Genomic DNA, 21,863 nt, shown 5'->3' on the forward strand with positions numbered 1-21,863 from the left:
CTTAAATTTCGCTCAAATAAACTTCGAGTAATTTAAACCAATCAATCAATGAAAATTATTTCGATTAATCAACCAGTAAAAATCCACACAAGTTGTTCTTCAATTCTCTTAATGATCTTCTTCCTGGTTCGTCACCAGCAAGCTAGGTCGGCTATATTACTCTTAATCTCTTAAAAGTCAACAGGTAATTTCGATATTTTTAAAACTTATCTCTCAAACCAACTTACCATCAAATTCATCACTTAAAGCAACCAATCTAATCTCAAGTAACTGTTTTTCAACAAGTTTCTATCTGCATCACCGCCGATGGATGTGCATTATAGACCATCTCATCCCCTTTGCAAGCGAAAATTAAAAATTAATGACTTGAGCGTTTACTTTTAAACCACCACACGAATTAAGCTATTGTTTTATATTGATAATTATTTTAATTTTTTATTTTTGACTTAAATAAGCCAGTATCATGCTCGATAATTCGCGTTTAAGTTGTTGTTCTGAGATAAGAAAATTGTTTTGGCTTACATATCGCATCATCGTAAAAAGCGTACTATTAATAATTACAAAGGATTTATGCTTTACCTGTTCGAAGTCCCACTGATGAGGATTTCTACTGAATGTATATAACCCTACTTCAAAAAAATGCTTTTCTAAAATCTGAGCAGCTTGCGAATGACTATAGTCATGCCAGTGTTTCAGCACTTCTATAAAAAATCCATGATCGGCTTTTAATGCATTAAATCCCAACTCTATTGCTAAGGGAATGAGCAGCTCTAAAGGAATATTTCCTTGTCGCACAACTAATTCTTTAAGTTGTAGCCCCAGCAATTCGCTTTTACGGCGCAATAGTTCTTCTATGATTTGATCTATATTCTCAAAGTATTGGTAAATCGACCCAACACTTACTCCAGATTTCTCTGCAATTTTAGGCGTCGTCGTATGTAGTAATCCATACTGGGCGATACACTGCTGTGTCGCCTCTAAAATATGGTCAACAATAATTTTTGAACGCTGTTGCTGTGGGGCTTTTCTCATCGTTTTTATTCGTTAAATGCGAATTGAATGCGAATAATTATTCATATTAGCCTATTTATTATTCAGTTCAATAAGTAAGTAACGATATGCAAATGATTAGCCCGACTCGACTTGCTTCTTTTAATGACATGCAAGACAGCAATTTTTTTACTCAGTTTTTAAATATCTGTTGTGAAAAACCTGTACAACCAAACTATACGGAATATATGTCTTTACAACATGCTCTTTATGAAGGGGATATTGAAATGGATCAGGTGATTGATTGGGTTATGCAAAATCCCAAAGATCACCGCATGATTTTTGAGAAGATATTATTTCAAGGCCGCGATAATCTATCTGAGCCTATACCTACCGAGTTAGAAAATTTCTTTAATTACATTGAACAAAAGCCTGGATGGTTAGATGAGCGTCAAATTGATGAGGCTGTTAAATTTACTCATCGTTTAGGAATAAATAATGGTTTTATTCTTAGAGATCTATCCTTAATGGCGGGATATTTATATCCGGGGTTTAATCAGCCGCTAATTTTAACGGGTGCATTAAAGAAACAGGCGGGTACTCGTTTAGCTGAAACCACAAAATGGTGGGTCGATATTACTGAACCTCAAGGACTTGTCCGTTTAAGCGCAGGTTTTACTTCAACGATTTATGTTCGCTTTATTCATGCACTCGTTCGCCGACAATTAAAAAAGTCTGATCGTTGGAATAGTGAGGTTTGGGGAATTCCACTTAATCAATTTGATTTAGCAATGACTAATTTGGCTTTTAGCAGTGTAGTTTTACTCGGTATTAGAGCTTTGGGTGTATGGCCGACCAAACAAGAAGCCAAGAGTTTTCTACATTTTTGGCGTTATGTTGGCTGGTTGATGGGTATTGATGAAAAATGGCTTATTCAATCTGAATCTGAGGGTTGGAGGTTACTTTACTGGATGCAGTTTGCTCACCCTCGCTCCGATCACAGCAGTGTTGAGTTAGGATCAAGCTTATCCAAAGAGCCTTTTGAGAGAAAATATCTACATTTACGTTCTTTGCAGCAGAAGCTTGCTTATCGACAACATTTAGAACTTACCCAATTTTTTATTGGCAAGAAGAGAATGAAACTACTCGGATTGCCTCAGCAGTCTGCCTCATGGTTTGCTTATTATCTAATTGTGCGTAATTCACTACTTTATAATGGTGCAAAGCTTTCACCAAAAGTTGAAAAGTTTTTATCTAAATCAGGCCGTAATATACAAAAACTTGGCTTAACGCTTTATCAGAATCAAGGTAAGGCAAAAACCTTAGCGAGTATGCATCAATAACTTTTAAAACTTAAAAACAAAAATGGAAGCCCGTTAATTAGACTTCCATTTTCAAATATTAAGGAACTTATTGAGCTGATGAACTGTGCATTTCAGCGTGATTCATTTGCTCGTGTGACTCCGTCATCTGCTTCTTTTTTTGACTTGGCATGTAGTCAGGTTCATTGTTGATCGCCAAGTAAAAAACAATCATAAACAATAAACTCAGAATAGAAGCCACAATAAGTAACTTCCATCCCCACCAAGACTGTTCAGGTGATAATTTATCAGTCATTTCATTTCTCTCTTTAAATTAATATTTTCAGTTCATTTAATTCGCTAAGCTTTTTAAAATTTCATGCTCATACGGACCCAGTAGTTTCTTCCGATATTGTTAAACTGCTCTTCACTCGCAAATCCAAAACCTGCACTACCCGCTTTATTTAAGTGTTCGGTATAGGTCTTATCTAATACGTTATCAATGCCAACAGAGACATCGATATCTTTACGAAGGTTGTAACTTCCGTTTAGAGAAAGAGTCGAGAAACCTTTACTTGGTTTTAAGTCATATCCTACGATATTACCTTGATGTAGACTCACGCGGTTTTGCTCAGCAACCGCTCGCCATAATAATCCTAAATTATATTTATCAGCCACATAGCGAATATTTAGGCGACCTTCTAAAGGTGAAATTTGAGGTAGTGGTTTGTCATCTGTGGTGTTCTTACCCCATGCATACATCGCACTCAAATCTGCCTGAATATGATCGGTAAATTGATATCCAATACCCGCTTCCGCACCTGCAATGGTTGCATCGACATTCTTGGCACCCGCAGTAATATCATGACTCATATCATGCCCACCCATTCCAGTACTTGGGTGATGGTGATAACTCATTAAAATGTAGTCATCCACCAAACCTGCATAAGCAGAAGCCCATGTGTTTAAAGCACCATGCTGTTGCTGAAAACCTAGATCTAACTGTAATGTTTTTTCAGGATTCACACCGTTAAAAGTATTAGTTGAGCCAGCGTTACCATGTTTAGGCGAGAAAAGTTCCCAATAATCAGGCATACGCTCTACATAACCTAAACCAATATAGCTTTTTAGGTCATGCTCTGGATGCTTATTTTCCCAACGGACAAATGCACTCGGTAAAGTCTTTTCAAGTTTAGTATTAAAGCCTTTTGCTTCAGAATCAGCACGCTCATCTTCAACTGTAACTCGATCTAAACGTGCACCTGCAACCATTTTGTTGAAATCGTTCCATTGATAGCCGAGTTCGCCAAAAGCACCATATGATTGAAAACGCATATCTTGGCGATATGGAATATTCATAGAAGGCATTGTTGGCGATGACATGCTACCGCCATGTTTATTAAATTGAGAGTCAACGCCTGTGATCAAACTCCATTTGTTCCATTCAGAAGTCATTGCCAAACGTGAGTTTAATGTACGGCGTGTCACTTGCATTGCCATTGGATTCGGCATCAGCATGGTCATACCACCATGATTCATTTCAACTAATGGCGGTGTGCGCAAACTAAAGTTATCCATAATATGGTCGTTATAGCTGTAGTTCACCTGCCCTTCAATTTTCTTGATCACATCAGTGATATTTTTCTTTTCAAAACGAAGCCCTAAACTTTCACGCGCAAACTGAGAACCATCCATTGAACGTCCAGCATAAAGCGATTCACCATCAGATTTCCCACCCGTGATTTCGACCCACGTGTTTTCATCTGGAGTAAAGCCAAGCGCTACATCAGCATTCCACTTTTTCCATGCTGACGGCACGGTATTTCCATCACCATCTTGATAACTATTCGACTCTGAACGGTTGGCATTTAAACGGATATATTTTTTCTCATCGCCAATTGCCGCTTCAACATTATGATCAATACGTCCAAATGAACCTAGCAAGACACTCGCTTGACCCCGATAAGGTTTTTCTGTGGTGAGCTGTTCAGGCTGACGCTCAAAAAGGACTGTTGCAGCAGAACCTGTATTGGCATATTGAACTGTTTGCGGGCCTTTAATCACAGAAATACGATCATAACTTTCTGGTGAAATGTAGGAAGTCGGTGCATCCATACGGTTTGGGCATGCACCTAAATTTTCAGTTCCATCAGTTAGAATTTTGATGCGTGAACCAAACATGCCTCGGAAGGTCATATCACCATTGGTTCCACCGCTTTGTATTGAGTTAAAACCCATAATACTTTGTAGGTAGTCTGCACCATCTGTAGCAGGCACTGGCTGAATGGGCTGTTTCGGGTCTGCATGTACAATCAAGCCATTTGCATCGTTGCCTTGTTGTGCTGTAACAACAATAGGTGCTAATGAGTGAAGCGCTTTAGTATCGGCATCATTTTTTTCTGAATTAGCAAAAACTAGCCCCGAATGAGAGACAGCAAACATCGCAACCCATAAAGGTTGTAGTAAAAATTTAGAATGTGGCATTTTTATACGCTCTAAAACATAAATAAAGTGATATCGAAGTCAGTTAAGACCCCAACAAAAAATTGCTTTTATTTATGCAAATAGAGGTGGTGCACGCCCTTGCGGGAGTAAAAAAAGTCGCTGTAGTGCAAAGTAGACATGTCTAAATGCTTGTTGATAAGCGACTAAGCGGACTTGTATGCGGACTAAAACTTCTTTTACGCCAAATTCAGGTGGCAAAACCAGATTGGCATAGACGGTACAATATTGACACTGGTGATTTGCATCATGATGATCATGTTGCTCAGAGGCTTGAGCCTGTTCAACAGGATGTTCATGATGTGAATGCATGGCATGTGACATGGTTTCCATTTGTGCTTTAGGTTTAAGCAAAGCGAGGGTAATAGTTTCACAGACCGGAGCAATTTGATACTGCTTCGGTAATAGCGGCTGTAGAAATACCGCAACCTGTAAAAATACTGCTGCACATGCAAGCAGTAAGCCACTACGAAAAACCAAAAATCACATCCACACTACATTAATGTTTCAAGAATAGAAATTTTTAACGTTTTACTGCAACTTTTTCACGCTCACGTTGACGAACAACTTTTTCGACTTTTTCTCGAGCACGCTGACGTTTAAGTGGCGACAAATAATCCACAAATAATTTGCCATTTAAGTGATCCATTTCATGTTGGATACAAACAGCGAGAAGTCCATCAGCTTCTAACTCAAATGCTTGACCTTCAAGGTTAATTGCCTCAATTTTCACACGTGACGGGCGCTCAACTTTGTCGTATATTTGTGGCACCGATAGGCAGCCTTCTTCGTACTGCTGCTTATCTTCTGTCAGTGGAGTTATTTTGGGGTTAATGAAAACCATAGGGTCATCTTTAGATTCAGACAAATCTATGACGATAAGCTGAATATGACGATCGACCTGAGAAGCTGCTAAACCAATACCCGGTGCCGCATACATGGTTTCAAGCATATCTGCTGCAAGTTGACGAATTTCATCAGTAACTTCTTCAACAGGCTTAGCAATGGTACGAAGACGGGGATCAGGAAAACTTAAAATAGGTAATAAGGCCATACTGACGTCCTCACTTATGCCATTGATTGAAAAACCAAATGAAGGAAATACTTCATCGAAAAATTGTGTGTTAGCCGCCTATTATAACGCATCTGCACGCATAATTTTTAGGAATTATCATAATGAAAAAGGTTTTTGACGGCATGGTTCAATTTCATGCTTTGGGGATAAAAAAGCATTTACTTGCTTTGGCACTTTTTACAGGGGTTGCATTCAGTACGGTAGCAGAGACTTATGCTGCTAGTCCGAACCATAATCCACCCTCTCTTAAAAGTAATGCACCACATGTCTACGTTGTAAAACGAGGAGATACGCTATGGGATATTTCCGGTCATTTTCTGAGTAAACCTTGGCGCTGGCCTGAAATTTGGGCAAACAATCAGCATGTCAAAAATCCACACTGGATTTATCCTGGTGATCGATTACTGCTGTGTAGTTTAGATGGCCGCCCATTGATCGGTAAAGATGAGGGAGATGGCTGTGTCGGCATTATTCGCCGTTACACAGGCCAAATGACAAATTTACAACCTCAAGTTCGTGTGGAGTCACTTAACAATAACGTACCTGTTATTCCCCTTGAACATATCAAACAATGGTTAGAACACAGCACTATTCTACCTATCGATGCAATTCAACACACTCCTTATGTAGTCGGTACTGCCGATCAACGTGTACTTGCAGCAAAAGGTCAAACTATTTATGCGCGCGGACAAGGTTTAATTGATGGTCAACGTTACGCAGTTTATCGTGAAGGTGAACCTTATTATTTCACCGATAATAAAGGCAAAAAGCACAGTCTAGGTATTGAGCTACAACAAGTTGCCTCAGGGATTGCGATCTCTTCTGAAAAAGACATTACCACGCTTGAGTTAACTGATAGCTACAATTCTGAAGTACGTCGTGGTGATCGGGTAATGCCAGAAGAAGAAGCAACATTGCCTACTTTGTTTTATCCGGTAGATGCCACTCAGGTGACGGACGGCGGCAAAATTATTCGTGTAATGGGCTCAATTGGTACTGCTGCCAAAAATAGTGTGGTCACTTTAGATCGCGGTACGGCACAAGGTATTCAAGTAGGACAAGTTTTTGATATTACGCAACAAGGTGAAACCATTCGAGATCCTAAAACCAAAGAACCAATACAGTTACCAGGACAACAAATTGGTAGTCTGATGGTCTTTAGAACTTTTGATCAGTTGAGTTATGCCTACGTATTAGAAAGCGATTTACCAGTTAAAGTTGGTTCAAGCATCCAGCCACCCCGCTTTAATGATTAATGCTGGATGTACCTTTTACAATGCTTACTCAACTTTCTTCACACCATTACCACACGCTTAAAGTGTGGTATTTGGTGCAACACTCTTTAGTCAGCTTTAAAAAAATTGTCGATTATTTTGGTAGCTGTGAAAAGGCGGTCCAACCTGCTGGATTATCTCAATGGCGCAATCTCGGGTTACATGCTAATCATTTAAAACGCGTAGATGAATTTCAAACTGCTCAGGGTCAAGCTCAGTTTGAAAAACTAACTGAGCAGATCCAGCAATATACCGACTTTATTTTAACGGCAGATGACTCAGGTTATCCCGCTCAGTTATTACCTTATACAGATCATCCACCTATCATTTTTGGAAAAGGCCAAGCTCAAGCTTTGTTGCAACCACAAATTGCGATTGTAGGTAGCCGAAAACCAAGCCCACATGGTCGTCAGGTTGCTTATGATTTTGCCTATTACTTAAGTGAAAAAGGTTTTTATGTGAGTAGTGGCTTGGCATATGGGATTGATGAAGCTGCTCACCAAGGAGCATCAGCACATCAACGTACAATTGCAGTAACAGGAACTGGTTTAGACAGTACCTACCCTGCTCAAAATAAAAAACTTGCAGAACATATTTTGGCTCAAAACGGCGCGATTATTACTGAATTTTTGCCTGGAACACCCCCATTACAACAGCATTTCCCACGTAGAAACCGAATTGTCAGCGGTTTGAGTTTAGGCGTGTTAGTGGTAGAAGCTACCTTAAAAAGTGGTTCTCTCATCACTGCGAACAAAGCTGCCGAACAAGGTAAGACTGTATTTGCCATTCCTGGTCATATTTACAGTGAGTTTCATCAAGGTTGCCATCAACTTATTCGTGAGGGAGCAATTTTAGTCGATCATCCTGAACAAATTATTGAAGACCTTGCTTTACCCACTCAATGGCAAAGTCAGCAACAAAACTCCACCGAGGAGGCTGTAGTTTCTAGTACTCCAGAAATTCCTGAGCATTTAATTAACCTTTATCAATCTTTAGACTGGGTCGGACAAAATATTGATCAGCTTGTTTTACATCACTCTCAGCCTGTTGCAGAACTCACCTCTTCACTGATGGAACTAGAACTACTTGGTTTATGTATGCAACAATCAGGATTGTATTTACGTTGTCGTTCTTAGTATTGGAGCGCACAATAGCAATTCTGTCTGATTGAAAGGAAGAGTATTACCATGATTACCACCTCAGTTACCGAAGCAGCCCAATGTTTACAACAAGGTCAAGTTTTGGCATATCCAACTGAGGCAGTTTGGGGGCTAGGTTGCGACCCTTTTAATGAGCAAGCTTTTCAAAAGATTCTTGAACTAAAGCAAAGGCCTATTGAAAAGGGTGTAATTTTATTAGCAGGTCATATTAACCAAGTTGAGCACCTACTAACTTCTCTACCTCAAACAACTCAACAAGAAATTATTGATTGTTGGACTAATCATCAACCTTCAGAAAGAGCAACAACTTGGCTATTACCTGCTGGTGAACATATTCCTTCATGGATTAAAGGTGAGCATCCACTTGTCGCTGTTCGAGTCACTACACATCCTTTATGTGTGGCATTATGCAATGCTTTTCATGGCTTTATTGTCTCGACTAGTGCGAACCCAAGTGGACAAGAACCTGCACACTCACTACAGGATGCCTGCCAATACTTTGGTTCACAATTAAACTATCTGAATGGTGACTTAGGCCAGAGCCAACAACCAAGCCGAATCATTAACGCTCTTACCAGAGAGATTATTCGCGCCTAATTTCAAACAAAAAAAAGCTCAGTTATATAGGGATAACTGAGCATAAAAAAGGATGGGTATATACCACATCCAGAGGGTTTGGATATCTGTGGAACAAAAGGTAATTTACAAAGAAAAGAGCGCCTTTCGTAGTGGCCGCTATTATGTGGTAAGAGATTCAATGAGAGAAATATATTATTTCTCTAAAAAAAGCATGAAAAGTGTAGGGAATTTGCGGTTTTTTGCCTATAAATTAAAATTATATTAATATTTTTACTCGGCTTTTTTAATATTTATATTACAACCTATTTCTATAAACTATTTATAAATCATATAGAAAAACTTTAACTAAGAAAAAATTGGCATATTTTTATGAGTTTTTTTCAAAATATGCCATAGTTTTTTTAGCAACTTTAGTTTTGTTCTTGCATTAATTCGCTCTTTTTAGGACTCACCTTCTTCTGAGCCATAATGATACCAATTAAAATAACAATCCCACCTAACGTATGATAAATGGTCCACTGCTCAGACAACCAGACGCTTGCAATAACTGCTGTAAAGACAGGCACCAAGTTCATAAAAATACTTGTTCTATTAGGACCGAGTTGTTGAACAGCTAACATCCAAACTAAAGGCGCAATAAGTGAAGCAAATACACCTGCATAAATAGCACTTGGTGCATTTTCTACATTTAAAGCATCGAGTCCAAACCAGAGAATTAAAGGAATATGAAATATGACAGAAAATCCAATCTGAACATATAAGCTTGTCATAATTGGTAGTGGCAACTGCCATTTTTTAAGGAATACTCCATAAAATGCATAGAAGAATACGGCAATAATCATCAAAGCATCACCAAGGTGTCCGCCACCACTTAAAAGCTTATTAATATTTCCTTGGGACATGACATATAGCAAACCTGCAAAAGATAGAATACTGCCAAAAACTGCAAAGCGATTAGGCACATCTTTTAAAATGGCAAGCGAAACAAAGATCGTAAAGATGGGAATAAATGCATTCACAATTCCCATATTGGTTGCACTGGTATAATGGGCAGCCGTATAAGCTAAGCCTTGATAAAGCACCATCCCAAATGCACTTAACACAGCAAGCTTAGGTAAATAGGGTATGACTAGTCGTCTTTGTCTCCACACAGACATAAACATAAATGGAGTCAAAATAATAAAAGCGGTTAACCACCGATAAAAACTAATACTTACCGGAGAGATATAATCCGAGACATAGCGGGTGACTACAATATTTAAAGACCAAATCAATACTGCCAAAATGGGAAAAATAAACGCCCATTTGTGATATTTCATGACCTGACTCATAGCAATACACCATCTACAAAAGATGGTTTTATTTTGAAGAATGTCTTAATAAATTGAAATATCGTATTTCCGACATTGATATCGAACTTAGGACATTATCCTTTTTAGAATAATGTCCAAGCTTTCACGGCATGACCTACCACTTTATGTAATTGCTCGCTACTCGCACCGTCTCTTGCTTGAATGGTAAGGCCTTGAATGACAGTAGTATAAAAATCAGTCATTTCCTGTAAAGGTGCATGAGAAGATAAATCCCCTTGCTCTACCCCTTGCTGAAGACGTTTTAATAATTTTTCTTTTGTCTTTATGCGCTTATCTAATAGATTTTGCTGTACATCTTGAGTTGCATCAGAGCAGTTCATCGCAGCAACGACCACCATACAACCTGCTGGCTTATTCGGCTGAACCAATCTTTTAACAATGTCATAAAGATATAACTCAACAGCAATTTTTGCAGTTTTTGCTTCTACAAATATAGTGTCAATCGGACATCCTTCATGAGCTAAATAATAATCAACACTTCTGTAAAACAGCCCTTCTTTGTCGCCAAAGGCACTGTATAGGCTTGGTGCTGTAATTTCCAAAGCATGCGTTAAATCGCTAATAGACGTTGCTTCATAGCCATGCTCCCAAAAGAGCAACATTGCTTTTTGCAAAACCTCTTGTTCATCAAAGCATTTAGGACGTCCGCGCTTTTTTTTCAGCGTATCTTCTGTAACAGCTAAATTCGTTTCATGCCTATTTGTCATAAAGATCACATCTATTTTTATAACAATCGTTATTAAATTAATTGACGTTCGATTTTTTATCAACTATTTTATTTTCATAATGATCGTTAGTTAATTAATAAATTGCCTTTCTTTACTCCAAATTTAGCCAAGTAAGGATTTCCTATGGACCAATCGTCTATCTCTAAAGCGCGACCCACGACCTCTACTCAAGGAAGCTGGTTTGCCATTTTGGCCGTTTCTATCGCAGCATTTGCATTAGTAACAAGTGAATTTTTACCTGTTGGTGTTCTAAATAGTGTCGCAACTGATTTAAATATTTCTGTAGGTACAGCAGGCCTGATTATTACAGTACCCGGCATTATGGCAGCAATTGCAGCCCCTCTATTGCCTGTATCAGTAAAACAACTTGATCGGCGTTATGTGCTTATCTTGCTGACAGCTATTATGGTTATTGCCAATACCATTACCGCATTTGCTGAAAACTTTCATATTTTATTGTTAAGCCGCTTAATTTTAGGTATTTCAATTGGTGGTTTCTGGGCGACCGCCATTGCTCTAAGTGGAAAATTAGCTCCTTCGCATCTTCCTATTGCTAAAGCAACTGCGGTCGTGATGGCAGGTGTGACTTTTGCTACAGTTCTAGGTGTACCGATTGGAACTTGGTTAAGCGAGTTTTATGGCTGGGGGGGGGTTTTTGGAATTACAGCAGGAATTGGCTTAATTGTTTTAATCTTACAATTAATCTTTTTACCTAAACTTATTCCAGACTCGGCAATTCACCTGAAAGACTTACCAGCACTATTACGTACTCCCAAAGCACGTAGTGGCATGTTGATTGTTTTATTGATCGGACTTGCTCATTTCTGTGCCTATAGCTATTTAGCCCCTTTCTTTAAAAATGTTGCCGGTTTTAATGGAACAACCATTAGTTCATTATTATTGCTCTATGGAATTGCTGGTATTTTCGGAAATGCTTTTGCCGGATATAGTGGGAATCTAAATGTCCGTTATACATTAGCTTTTGTGGGTACATGCTTTGCAATCGTATTCTTTGGATTTCCTCTTTTTGCCGTTCATGAGTTTGGTGCTATTGTCTTAACCGCGTTATGGGGATTTGCATTTGGTGCCTTCCCTACCTCAGCGAATATTTGGATGTTTGTACATGCGCCAAATGCAGTTGAAAAAGGTATGCCGCTTTTTGTAGGTATGTTTCAGGTGATGATTGCGACAGGTTCATTATTAGGGGGATATGTGGTTGATCATTTCAATGAAAATACTTTAATTTATGGTGTATTAAGCTTTGTTGCCCTAGCATTACTGAGTACATTTACCTTAGCGAAAGGTCTTAATAACCCTAAAGCTACTTGTGAAAATTAAAATATGAGTCAGAGCATATAGATGAACAATGAGGATCAGCAATTTTCATTATTAAACAGTATAGAAGTTCATGAATTTCTATACCAAAAAGAAGATATTGTTCGTCCTCATGCATCTCTTTGGGGAGATTTTAATTTCAGTTTAAATGGCATATTAGAAATGGAGATTGAAGAACAGCTATATCTTTCTCCACCTAGCTATGGTCTTTGGATTCCACCTCAAACTGTTCATCAGTCAACCCATATCGACCATGAAATTCATTATATCTGTATTCGACTGCACCCTCGCCTATGCTCTATTTTAGGAAATAGCTGTCGATGCTTTAGTATTCAGCCTTTTTTTCGCACTTTAGTTTTACAAATTCTAGAGCAGCAAAAACAAACCGAACAACCTGAATATTTAGAACATCTTTTACAAGTTTTATTCGATCAACTCAAACAAGCTCCTGCATATTCGCATTATTTACCGCAAACACGGCATCCTGTTTTATTGCCTATTTTAGAAAAACTTTCAGATCCATTACTTTTTGATCACTCTTTACAGCAGTTGCTACAAAACTTTTCGGTCAGTGATCGCCACTTATTACGTTTGAGTCAACAAGAGCTTCAGCTTTCGTTGTCCGAATGGCGTAACCGAGCCAAAATTATTTATGCCATTCATCAGATTCGCCAAGGGACGCCTATCAAGCGTTTAGCATATGATTTAGGTTATCAACATAGCTCAAGTTTTATTGAATTTTTTAAACGTTACACTGGGCAAACACCTATCCAAATCAGAAATAACTAGAATTCAGTTTATCTTTAAAAACTTTTTCTTTTTTGAACACGAATATTATTGCACTACCCTTCAATAGCAGTTAAAACAAATGCGTTACTTGATATCAATTACAATCTTTAGGAAAGACTCATGACACAATCTGTATATCACATTCCAGTAAAAGCTATTTCAGGCGAAACGGTCGATCTTGAACAATATAAAGGTAAAGTTCTACTTATCGTAAATACTGCTTCTAAATGTGGTTTAACTCCACAATACGAAGGCTTAGAAAAACTTTACCAAGCAAAAAAAGACCAAGGTCTTGAAATTTTAGGTTTCCCAGCAAATAACTTTAAAGAGCAAGAACCAGGTTCTGATGAAGAAATTCAACAGTTCTGTTCATTAAATTATGATGTTCATTTCCCTTTATTTTCTAAGGTTTCTGTAGTCGGCGAAGATAAGCACCCACTTTACCAAACTTTGACAGCGGCTCAGCCGGAACGCACTGGTGAAGGTCCTTTCCGTGAGCGTTTAGAAGGCTTAGGTATTCCAACCAACCCTGCTCCAGAAGTTTTATGGAACTTCGAAAAGTTTTTAATTAATAAAAATGGCGAAGTCGTAGCTCGCTTTGCTCCAAACCTAACAGCAGACGATGAACAAATCGTTAAAGCAGTTGAAGCAGAGTTAGCAAAATAATATTTTAAAATATGAGAAAGGGCGTTTTATACGCTCTTTTTTATGCTCTCCTCAAAGTGTTGTTCGTTTGCAAAAATACAATCTTTCTTCATATTTTATGCCTATAGTATCCATTTGCTTTATTTGATGTTGTTTGTAGTTATGAAAAAAATTTTACAGGGCGCATTTCTTCCTTTTGTAATTTTTGCCTCAGGCATGCTTTTACTCGGGTGTGATCAGGCACAAGACCATGCTACCGAACAAGAAAAAACTGAAATAGCTGAACAGGCAGCTGACCAAAACATTGAACAACAAGAGTCAGAAATTGCACCCAACAAAGCCGAACTTAAAAGCGGCAATATTTTTTATATGGTCCGCGACGCTGCTAATTTACAGCTTAAAGCTGGTGACTATGTTGAACAGCTTAAAGATACTCAGCTTGATGTTGAACAAGCCATCCAAGATAAGAATCAGAATGAACTAAAAACTACTGTCACTACGTTAAAACAGCAACTAGAAGGTTTAAATCAAGCACTTTTGACTTTAGATATCAAAAGTCAGGAAATTGAGAATATTCGCCAAAGTTTATTACATGCCAACCAACAAGCTCTTAGCATGCCATTACTCAATGGGAAATTAGATCAAATCAATTTTGACCAAATTGAAAAACAGCTTAATACCATTCAAATGGATATGGTGAAGCTTGCTGCCATGATTATGGCAGGGGATGAAAAGTCAGATTCAAAAACTGAATCTTAAAAAAACAACGTATAAAAAAAGCCACCTTACGGTGGCTTTTTCAATCTCAAACCGGCAATTATAGTGCGCGGTTTTTGATTTTACGGATAGTTTCAAGCTGTGCAGCTGTTTCTGCCAAGGCAGCCAACGCAGCAGCTGAGTCCAAATCACTCTTTTGGTTTGCAAGCAATTGTTCAGCATTTTTACGTGCTTCTAAAATTGCCGCTTCATCCAAGTTGTCTGCACGGATTGCAGTATCTGCAAGAACCGTTACAACATGAGGTTGAACTTCTAAAACACCGCCAGATACATAGACGATTTCTTCTGTACCATTTTCCAACTGAACACGAATCGGGCCCGGTTGAAGCAAGGTTACAAGTGGAGCATGTCCTGGCAAAATACCAAGCTCACCACCAGCACCTTTCGCGATTAACATCGTTACTGCGCCAGAGTAAATAGACTCTTTAACACTTACGACATCACATTGCATAGTCGCCATGAGATGATCTCCTTAAATTAGAGTTTCTCAGCTTTAGCAATCACTTCGTCAATACCACCAACCATATAGAACGCTTGTTCTGGGATGTGATCGTATTCACCAGCTAATAGACCTTTAAAGCCACGAATCGTTTCTTTAAGCGGTACTAATTTACCAGGAGCACCAGTAAACACTTCAGCTACGTGGAATGGTTGAGAGAAGAAACGTTGGATTTTACGCGCACGGTAAACAACCAATTTATCTTCTTCAGCTAATTCATCCATACCCAAGATTGCGATGATGTCTTTAAGCTCTTTATAACGTTGCAATACGTTTTGTACTGCACGCGCAATTTCATAGTGCTCTTGACCAACAACTAATGGGTCTAACTGACGTGAAGTTGAGTCAAGTGGATCGATCGCTGGATAGATACCAGAAGATGCGATGTCACGGCTCAATACTACTGTTGCATCTAAGTGAGCAAATGTAGTTGCAGGAGATGGATCTGTTAAGTCATCGGCAGGTACATATACCGCTTGGATCGATGTGATCGAACCAGATTTAGTAGATGTAATACGCTCTTGAAGAACACCCATTTCTTCTGCAAGTGTAGGTTGGTAACCTACCGCAGATGGCATACGACCTAACAATGCTGATACTTCAGTACCCGCAAGTGTATAACGGTAGATGTTGTCGACGAATAATAATACGTCACGACCTTTACCATTTTCGTCTTTTTGATCACGGAAGTATTCAGCCATAGTCAAACCAGTTAACGCTACGCGTAAACGGTTACCTGGTGGCTCGTTCATCTGACCGTAGACCATTGCTACTTTGTCAAGAACGTTAGAATCTTTCATTTCGTGATAGAAGTCGTTACCTTCACGAGTACGCTCACCAACACCAGCAAACACAGATAAACCTGAGTGAGCTTTCGCGATGTTGTTGATCAACTCCATCATGTTAACGGTTTTACCAACACCAGCACCACCGAATAGACCAACTTTACCACCTTTTGCGAACGGGCAAAGTAAGTCAATTACTTTAATACCAGTTTCTAAAAGATCAGTAGAAGCTGCTTGTTCAGCATAAGAAGGGGCTTGACGGTGAATCGGCAAACGCTCTTCAGTCGCTACAGGACCTGCTTCATCAATTGGGCGGCCCAAAACGTCCATGATACGACCAAGCGTAGCTGGACCTACTGGAACAGAAATCGGTGCATTTGTGCTAGTTACATTAAGGCCACGTTTAAGACCTTCTGTAGAACCCATTGCGATGGTACGAACAACACCATCGCCAAGCTGTTGCTGAACTTCTAATGTAGTTTCAGTACCGTCAACTTGGAGAGCGTCATAGATCTTAGGAACGCTATTGCGCTCAAACTCGACGTCGATAACCGCGCCGATGATCTGAATGATACGACCGCTACTCATTGCTGTCTCCTCAATTCAAACTTAATAATGTTAAACGGCAGCGGCACCGCCAACGATCTCGGAAATTTCCTGAGTAATCGCGGCTTGACGCAGCTTGTTGTAAATGAGTTGTAGGTCTTTAATCAATTGTCCTGCGTTGTCTGTCGCTGCTTTCATCGCGACCATACGAGCTGACTGCTCACATGCAACGTTTTCAATCACACCTTGATAAACCATAGACTCGATATAGCGAACCAACAAACCATTTAACAATTCTTCTGCTTCTGGTTCGTAGATATAGTCCCAACCATAAGTACGGTTGAGATCATCGCCTTCTTCTGCTGGTGCTAAAGGAACAAGTTGTTCTACTTTAGGCTGCTGAGTCATTGCATTAACGAAGCCATTTGATACGAGATAGATACGATCTAATTCGCCTTTATCAAATGCATCAAGCATAACTTGGACTGAGCCAGTTAACTGTTCCAAACTCGGCGCATCGCCAAGTTGGGTAGTTGCACCGAGCACTTTACCGCCGTAATTCTTAAAAAACGAAACCGCTTTTTGACCAATTAAAGCAAATTCAACTTCAATTGACTGCTGTTGTTGTGCTTTGACATGCTGCACAACTTTCTTGAACAAGTTAATGTTCAAGCCACCTGCCAAACCACGATCTGAAGACACTACGATATAGCCAACACGCTTAACTGGGCGGTCAACCATATAACGGTGTTTGTATTCAGGGTTTGCTTGTACCAAGTGAGCAATTACACGGCGCATATTATCGGCATACGGACGGCCCTGAGCCATGCGCTCTTGCGCACGACGCATTTTAGAAGCAGCTACCATTTGCATCGCGCGAGTAATCTTTTGCGTGCTCTTGATACTAGCTACTTTGGCGCGAATTTCTTTTAAATTTGCCATACGCTTAACCTAGTATTCGAAAGCTCTTTCGAGCTTCCGAAGGTTGATCCGTGAACCAAACTTAACTAAAACTAAACTTAGTAAGTTTGAGTCGCTTTAAAGCTTTCAATACCTGCTTTGATTGCTGCTTCGATGTCTTTGTTGTAATCACCAGTTTCATCGATTTGTTTCATCAACGGAGCATATTCTGAGCGGAAGTAAGAAATTAACGCAGCATCAAAGTCTACGATTTTCTTAACTTCTACGTCAGCCATGTAGCCTTCGTTAGATGCATAAACAGAAACAGCTTGGTCAGCAATTGAGTAAGGAGCATATTGTTTTTGCTTCATTAACTCAGTTACACGTTGACCATGTTCAAGTTGCTTACGAGTTGCTTCATCAAGGTCAGAAGCGAACTGAGCAAACGCAGCCAATTCACGGTATTGTGCTAAAGCAGTACGGATACCACCAGACAATTTTTTGATGATCTTGGTTTGAGCAGAACCACCAACACGAGATACAGAGATACCCGCGTTCACAGCAGGACGAATACCTGCGTTGAATAATGATGTTTCTAAGAAGATCTGACCGTCAGTAATCGAAATTACGTTCGTTGGTACGAATGCAGATACGTCACCTGCTTGAGTTTCAATAATTGGCAATGCAGTTAAAGAACCAGTTTGACCAGTTACTGCACCATTAGTGAATTTCTCAACGTAGTCAGCAGATACACGAGAAGCACGTTCAAGAAGACGTGAGTGAAGATAGAATACGTCACCTGGATACGCTTCACGACCTGGTGGACGACGTAAAAGTAATGAAATTTGACGGTAAGCAACAGCTTGCTTAGACAAATCATCATAAATAATAAGAGCGTCTTCACCGCGGTCACGGAAGTACTCACCCATTGTACAGCCAGAGTACGGAGCTAAGTACTGCATTGCAGCAGGATCAGCAGCCGCAGCAGCAACAACAGTTGTATACGCCATAGCGCCAGTTTCTTCTAGCTTACGTACAACGTTTGCAATTGTTGATTGTTTTTGACCAATCGCAACGTATACACATTTAATGCCAGAGTTTTTCTGAGCGATAATCGCATCGATCGCCATCGCTGTTTTACCAGTTTGACGGTCACCGATGATCAACTCACGTTGGCCACGACCAACAGGAATCATTGTATCAACTGATTTATAACCAGTTTGAACAGGCTCATCTACAGATTGACGCCAAATTACGCCTGGTGCTACTTTTTCAACAGCATCAGTTAATTTCGCATCAATTGGGCCTTTACCATCAATTGGGTTACCCAAAGCGTCGACAACACGGCCAAGAAGTTCAGGACCAACTGGAACTTCTAATACACGACCTGTACAACGAGCTTTTTGACCTTCTTGAAGGCTTAGGTAGTTACCTAAAACAACGGCACCCACTGAATCCTGTTCTAGGTTCAGTGCCATACCAAATAAGCCGCCGTCGAATTCGATCATTTCACCGTACATTGCATCAGCAAGACCGTGAATGCGCACGATACCGTCGGATACCATAACAATGGTACCTTCGTTTTTAGCGGTCGCGCTGGTGTCCAGATCTCCGATACGCTGTTTAATGAGCGCACTGATCTCGGATGGATTCAGTTGTTGCATTGCGCTATTCCTCAATCTTTTATTAGTTCAGTCTTCATCATTTGCATTATGCAAGAAGACGAGTACGCATTTTTTCAAGCTTGTTAAGCGCAGAATCATCTATCACTTGATCGCCTGCACGAATTACAACACCTGCAATAAGCTCAGGTTTAACTTCAACTGAAACAGTTACTGTACTGTTAAAACGCTTTTCTAAAGCAGATTTCAACAGTTGCTCTTGTTCAGCAGTTAACGGGAAAGCCGATTCAATCACGACATCCACATTGTTGTTATTCTGTGATTTAAGCTGTTCATATTCTGCTTCAATTTCAGGTAACAGCATTAAACGATCGTTATCTGCAAGAAGTGTCAAAAAGTTAGACACTGCTTGAGATTGATCTTCACCTAAAACTTTAGCAAAAAGCTTCACTTGCTCCGCAGGAGTAAGTTCAGGGCGATTTAAATAAGCGGAAAATGCTTCGTCTTGCACCGCAGCACTGAGCACTTGTAACGCATTCGACCAATTGTCTGTTGCACCTTGCTCAGAAGCATAAGCAAATGCTGCTTTGGCATACGGACGTGCCAACGTCAAGAGTTCAGCCATAATTCGCCTCGCTTAAAGTTTAGCAGCCAGCTGAGACAGCATGGCGTTATGAGCTTCTGCATCAACTTGCTGGTTCAGGATTTTTTCTGCACCAGTTACTGCCAAAGCAGCTACTTGTTGACGTAATTCTTCGCGAGCAGAATTGATTTCTTGATCAACAGCTTCTTTAGCCTGTTGACGAATACGCTCACCTTCAGCCGCAGCTTGAGTACGAGCTTCTTCGATCAATTGCGCTGCACGACGGTTCGCTTGTTCGATCAATTGAGCCGCTTGTGCTTTAGCTGCATCAAGTTCTTGCTTAACTTGCGCTTGTGCATCGGCAAGGTCAGCTTTCGCTTTTTCTGCTGCATTTAAGCCATCAGCGATTTTACGCTGACGCTCACTAATCGCATTGATTAGTGGTGGCCAAACAAACTTCATGCAGAATGCAACAAAGAATGCAAACGCAATCGCTTGACCAATCAATGTGAGGTTGATATTCATTGCAATTCCTCAAATAGTGGATTTAGGAATTAAGATGATTAACCTACAAATGGATTAGCGAAGATGAAGAAAAAGCCAATACCAACACCGATCATAGGCACAGCATCAAGAAGACCCGCGATTAAGAACATACGAGTTTGAAGTTGTGGAGCCAATTCTGGTTGACGAGCAACAGCTTCTAAAAAGCGACCACCCAAAAGACCAAAACCAATCGCAGTACCCAAAGCACCGAAAGCGATCAAGATAGCAGATGCAATTGCAACTAGACCTAAAGTGAGTTCCATGAAAAATTCCTCAGAGGTTAGGTTATTACCAAATTAAATTAAAAAAATTCAGCCCAACCATCATTTGATAGTTAGGCAATACCATTAATGTTTTTCGCTTGCCATGCTCAAGTAAACGATGGTAAGCATCATAAAGATGAATGCCTGCAACGTGATTACAAGAATGTGGAAGATCGCCCAAGGCACAGACAACGCCCATTGAATCCAGAACGGCAATAAAGCAATTAGGATAAAGATCAACTCACCGGCATACATGTTACCGAATAGTCGGAGAGCTAATGAAATCGGACGAGCAAGGAATGTTACCAATTCCAAAATCAAGTTCACTGGAATAAGCAACGCTTTTGCAACTGGATTACTTGGGTTAAATGGGTTAAGTGCCAACTCGCCAACGAAACCACCAACACCCTTTTCGCGGATGCTGTAGAACAAGATAAGTACAAATACAGATAAAGACATACCTAAAGTAATGTTTGGATCTGTAGATGGAACGATCTTGAAGTAAACGTGGTGAGGGTCCATACCAAATACGTTTGCACCTACAAACGCTGCAACTTGAGGAATCCAGTCAACTGGGATCAAGTCCATTAAGTTCATGAGGAAAATCCACACGAAAATAGTGAGTGCAAGCGGAGCGATTAAACGTGATTTGCCATGAAAAGTATCACGGACACTTGAGTCAACAAACTCAATGATCATTTCGATTGCTGACTGGAATTTAGTTGGAACACCTGCATTTGCAGCTTTCGCAACGATCCAGAACATCAAACAGAAAATCACACCAAGGCCAATTGACCAACCCATTGAATCCAAGTGAATTGCAGTGAACCCCATCGAATGAGCTTCTTCAGCAGTCTCAGCCAATTTCCATGTACCGTCTGGCATTTTGCCATAGGTCATATTGGTCAAGTGATGCTTGATATACTCTGTCGAAGTGAGGGCATGTTCTTCAGCAGCCATAAATCACACCTGGTCAATGTCAATTACTAAAAAGAAGGGAAACGAACATCGGCGTACTGTCGATATCTCGCCACCCTCCAAAAAATCTTCAATTCTTCTTGTTTCTACACCCGTTTTTGTAGACGTGACACCCAAAACGGAGCGACCCACGACATTGCCTGAACGAGAATAAAACCAAACAGCAATGCTAACGGTGATAAAGGTTTAACATTGCTCAAAATCAAAATAAATCCAACGATCATGATTGCAAATTTGCCTAACATGCCCCTATACATGTTAGACAGCACTTGTTTTGATGCTCGTGCACCTGCTGTTCTGAAGGATTGCCACGAAAAATAACCCGTAGCAAGCCAGCAGACCAACGCACCAAGTGCCGCACTTAATGCTGCTGTCATGTCTTTTATGCTCCACGCCACAAGTGCGGAAACAGGGATCATACATGCTTGTAAGAAGACCAAAGCTTTTGCTAATCGTCGGTCAATCAAGCGACTAGTTTGGCTCATTATTTATCCACTCACAGCATAAATGCTTGACAAGTTTAGCTGATGATCGCTTTTAATCGCAGGCATTATAGAGTTACACCCCTGAACATGCAATCTTTTCCCGACTTTAGTCGGGGTTTTTCATGACA

23 protein-coding genes and 1 pseudogene are annotated in these 21,863 nt (G+C 40.0%); 8 read left to right on the plus strand and 16 right to left on the minus strand.

All coding sequences use genetic code 11. The features are described from left to right. Window positions 1-461: 461 nt before the first annotated feature. Window positions 462-1,032 (minus strand): annotated as a pseudogene (locus J655_RS22100) (TetR/AcrR family transcriptional regulator). A gap of 86 nt (window positions 1,033-1,118) precedes the next feature. On the opposite strand from J655_RS22100, the gene J655_RS22105 reads away from it, so the two are divergent. Next, window positions 1,119-2,333, plus strand: coding sequence for an oxygenase MpaB family protein (locus tag J655_RS22105; RefSeq protein ID WP_017482416.1), 1,215 nt, complete (start codon window positions 1,119-1,121; stop codon window positions 2,331-2,333). A 67-nt stretch (window positions 2,334-2,400) separates the two neighbouring features. Here the strand turns inward: J655_RS22105 and J655_RS22110 are convergent, their stop codons facing one another. From J655_RS22110 to def, 4 genes are all read right to left on the minus strand, one after another. Beyond that, complete coding sequence (locus J655_RS22110; RefSeq protein WP_005804745.1) at window positions 2,401-2,607, minus strand: hypothetical protein; 207 nt, start codon at window positions 2,605-2,607, stop codon at window positions 2,401-2,403. 53 nt (window positions 2,608-2,660) lie between these two features. Then, window positions 2,661-4,775: a TonB-dependent copper receptor gene (locus J655_RS22115; protein ID WP_017482415.1), complete on the minus strand. Its 2,115-nt coding sequence runs from the start codon at window positions 4,773-4,775 to the stop codon at window positions 2,661-2,663. A 72-nt stretch (window positions 4,776-4,847) separates the two neighbouring features. Then, window positions 4,848-5,273 (minus strand): DUF2946 family protein, encoded by a 426-nt coding sequence (locus tag J655_RS22120; protein WP_005804747.1) that lies wholly within the window; start codon window positions 5,271-5,273, stop codon window positions 4,848-4,850. Between the two features lie 43 nt (window positions 5,274-5,316). Continuing rightward, a complete protein-coding gene (gene def / locus J655_RS22125; protein ID WP_002114101.1) occupies window positions 5,317-5,847 on the minus strand; it encodes a peptide deformylase in 531 nt (176 codons plus the stop codon). Window positions 5,848-5,969: 122 nt separating this feature from the next. Between def and J655_RS22130 the strand changes: the two genes are divergently transcribed. Genes J655_RS22130 through J655_RS22140 form a run of 3 tightly spaced genes read left to right on the plus strand, consistent with a single transcriptional unit; the run spans window position 5,970 to window position 8,899 of the window. Continuing rightward, window positions 5,970-7,124 (plus strand): LysM peptidoglycan-binding domain-containing protein, encoded by a 1,155-nt coding sequence (locus J655_RS22130; protein WP_005804748.1) that lies wholly within the window; start codon window positions 5,970-5,972, stop codon window positions 7,122-7,124. 20 nt (window positions 7,125-7,144) lie between these two features. Beyond that, a complete protein-coding gene (gene dprA, locus J655_RS22135) occupies window positions 7,145-8,278 on the plus strand; it encodes a DNA-processing protein DprA (protein ID WP_005804749.1) in 1,134 nt (377 codons plus the stop codon). A 51-nt stretch (window positions 8,279-8,329) separates the two neighbouring features. Continuing rightward, a complete protein-coding gene (locus J655_RS22140; protein WP_005804750.1) occupies window positions 8,330-8,899 on the plus strand; it encodes an L-threonylcarbamoyladenylate synthase in 570 nt (189 codons plus the stop codon). Between the two features lie 392 nt (window positions 8,900-9,291). On the opposite strand, the gene J655_RS22145 is transcribed toward J655_RS22140, so the two are convergent. Further along, window positions 9,292-10,212 (minus strand): DMT family transporter, encoded by a 921-nt coding sequence (locus J655_RS22145; protein ID WP_081403817.1) that lies wholly within the window; start codon window positions 10,210-10,212, stop codon window positions 9,292-9,294. A 104-nt stretch (window positions 10,213-10,316) separates the two neighbouring features. Continuing rightward, entirely contained in the window at window positions 10,317-10,970 is a 654-nt protein-coding gene (locus J655_RS22150) for a TetR/AcrR family transcriptional regulator (RefSeq protein WP_079377716.1), read from the minus strand. A 135-nt stretch (window positions 10,971-11,105) separates the two neighbouring features. Between J655_RS22150 and J655_RS22155 the strand changes: the two genes are divergently transcribed. The 4 genes from J655_RS22155 to J655_RS22170 all read left to right on the plus strand — a co-directional run bounded on the left by J655_RS22155 (window position 11,106) and on the right by J655_RS22170 (window position 14,510). After that, entirely contained in the window at window positions 11,106-12,320 is a 1,215-nt protein-coding gene (locus J655_RS22155) for an MFS transporter (RefSeq protein WP_032053190.1), read from the plus strand. Window positions 12,321-12,341: 21 nt separating this feature from the next. After that, entirely contained in the window at window positions 12,342-13,106 is a 765-nt protein-coding gene (locus J655_RS22160) for an AraC family transcriptional regulator (protein ID WP_005804753.1), read from the plus strand. Window positions 13,107-13,226: 120 nt separating this feature from the next. Next, the gene (locus J655_RS22165) at window positions 13,227-13,772 is read left to right on the plus strand and encodes a glutathione peroxidase (protein WP_005072014.1); all 546 of its coding nucleotides are present in this window, start codon (window positions 13,227-13,229) and stop codon (window positions 13,770-13,772) included. 141 nt (window positions 13,773-13,913) lie between these two features. After that, window positions 13,914-14,510 carry a hypothetical protein gene (locus tag J655_RS22170; protein ID WP_005804755.1) on the plus strand — a complete coding sequence of 199 codons (597 nt, stop codon included), beginning with the start codon at window positions 13,914-13,916 and terminating at the stop codon, window positions 14,508-14,510. A 58-nt stretch (window positions 14,511-14,568) separates the two neighbouring features. Here the strand turns inward: J655_RS22170 and J655_RS22175 are convergent, their stop codons facing one another. The 9 genes from J655_RS22175 to J655_RS22215 form a co-directional block, all read right to left on the minus strand. Continuing rightward, the gene (locus tag J655_RS22175; RefSeq protein ID WP_002114076.1) at window positions 14,569-14,988 is read right to left on the minus strand and encodes a F0F1 ATP synthase subunit epsilon; all 420 of its coding nucleotides are present in this window, start codon (window positions 14,986-14,988) and stop codon (window positions 14,569-14,571) included. 17 nt (window positions 14,989-15,005) lie between these two features. Further along, window positions 15,006-16,400, minus strand: coding sequence for a F0F1 ATP synthase subunit beta (gene atpD / locus J655_RS22180; protein ID WP_002114045.1), 1,395 nt, complete (start codon window positions 16,398-16,400; stop codon window positions 15,006-15,008). A gap of 30 nt (window positions 16,401-16,430) precedes the next feature. Beyond that, window positions 16,431-17,300 (minus strand): F0F1 ATP synthase subunit gamma, encoded by an 870-nt coding sequence (atpG, locus tag J655_RS22185; protein WP_002114131.1) that lies wholly within the window; start codon window positions 17,298-17,300, stop codon window positions 16,431-16,433. 77 nt (window positions 17,301-17,377) lie between these two features. Beyond that, window positions 17,378-18,922, minus strand: a complete 1,545-nt coding sequence (gene atpA / locus J655_RS22190; RefSeq protein WP_002114049.1) for a F0F1 ATP synthase subunit alpha — start codon at window positions 18,920-18,922, stop codon at window positions 17,378-17,380. 46 nt (window positions 18,923-18,968) lie between these two features. Beyond that, complete coding sequence (locus J655_RS22195; protein ID WP_002114070.1) at window positions 18,969-19,505, minus strand: F0F1 ATP synthase subunit delta; 537 nt, start codon at window positions 19,503-19,505, stop codon at window positions 18,969-18,971. 12 nt (window positions 19,506-19,517) lie between these two features. Next, window positions 19,518-19,988 carry a F0F1 ATP synthase subunit B gene (locus tag J655_RS22200; RefSeq protein ID WP_001024691.1) on the minus strand — a complete coding sequence of 157 codons (471 nt, stop codon included), beginning with the start codon at window positions 19,986-19,988 and terminating at the stop codon, window positions 19,518-19,520. Window positions 19,989-20,026: 38 nt separating this feature from the next. Continuing rightward, complete coding sequence (atpE, locus tag J655_RS22205; RefSeq protein WP_031950971.1) at window positions 20,027-20,272, minus strand: F0F1 ATP synthase subunit C; 246 nt, start codon at window positions 20,270-20,272, stop codon at window positions 20,027-20,029. An 84-nt stretch (window positions 20,273-20,356) separates the two neighbouring features. After that, a complete protein-coding gene (atpB, locus tag J655_RS22210; protein WP_002114072.1) occupies window positions 20,357-21,232 on the minus strand; it encodes a F0F1 ATP synthase subunit A in 876 nt (291 codons plus the stop codon). A gap of 104 nt (window positions 21,233-21,336) precedes the next feature. Continuing rightward, a complete protein-coding gene (locus tag J655_RS22215) occupies window positions 21,337-21,735 on the minus strand; it encodes an ATP synthase subunit I (RefSeq protein WP_005072004.1) in 399 nt (132 codons plus the stop codon). Between the last annotated feature and the right edge of the window lie 128 nt (window positions 21,736-21,863).

This window comes from Acinetobacter sp. 1294243 (assembly GCF_000588015.1).
In the GTDB taxonomy this organism is placed as follows: Bacteria; Pseudomonadota; Gammaproteobacteria; order Pseudomonadales; family Moraxellaceae; genus Acinetobacter; species Acinetobacter pittii.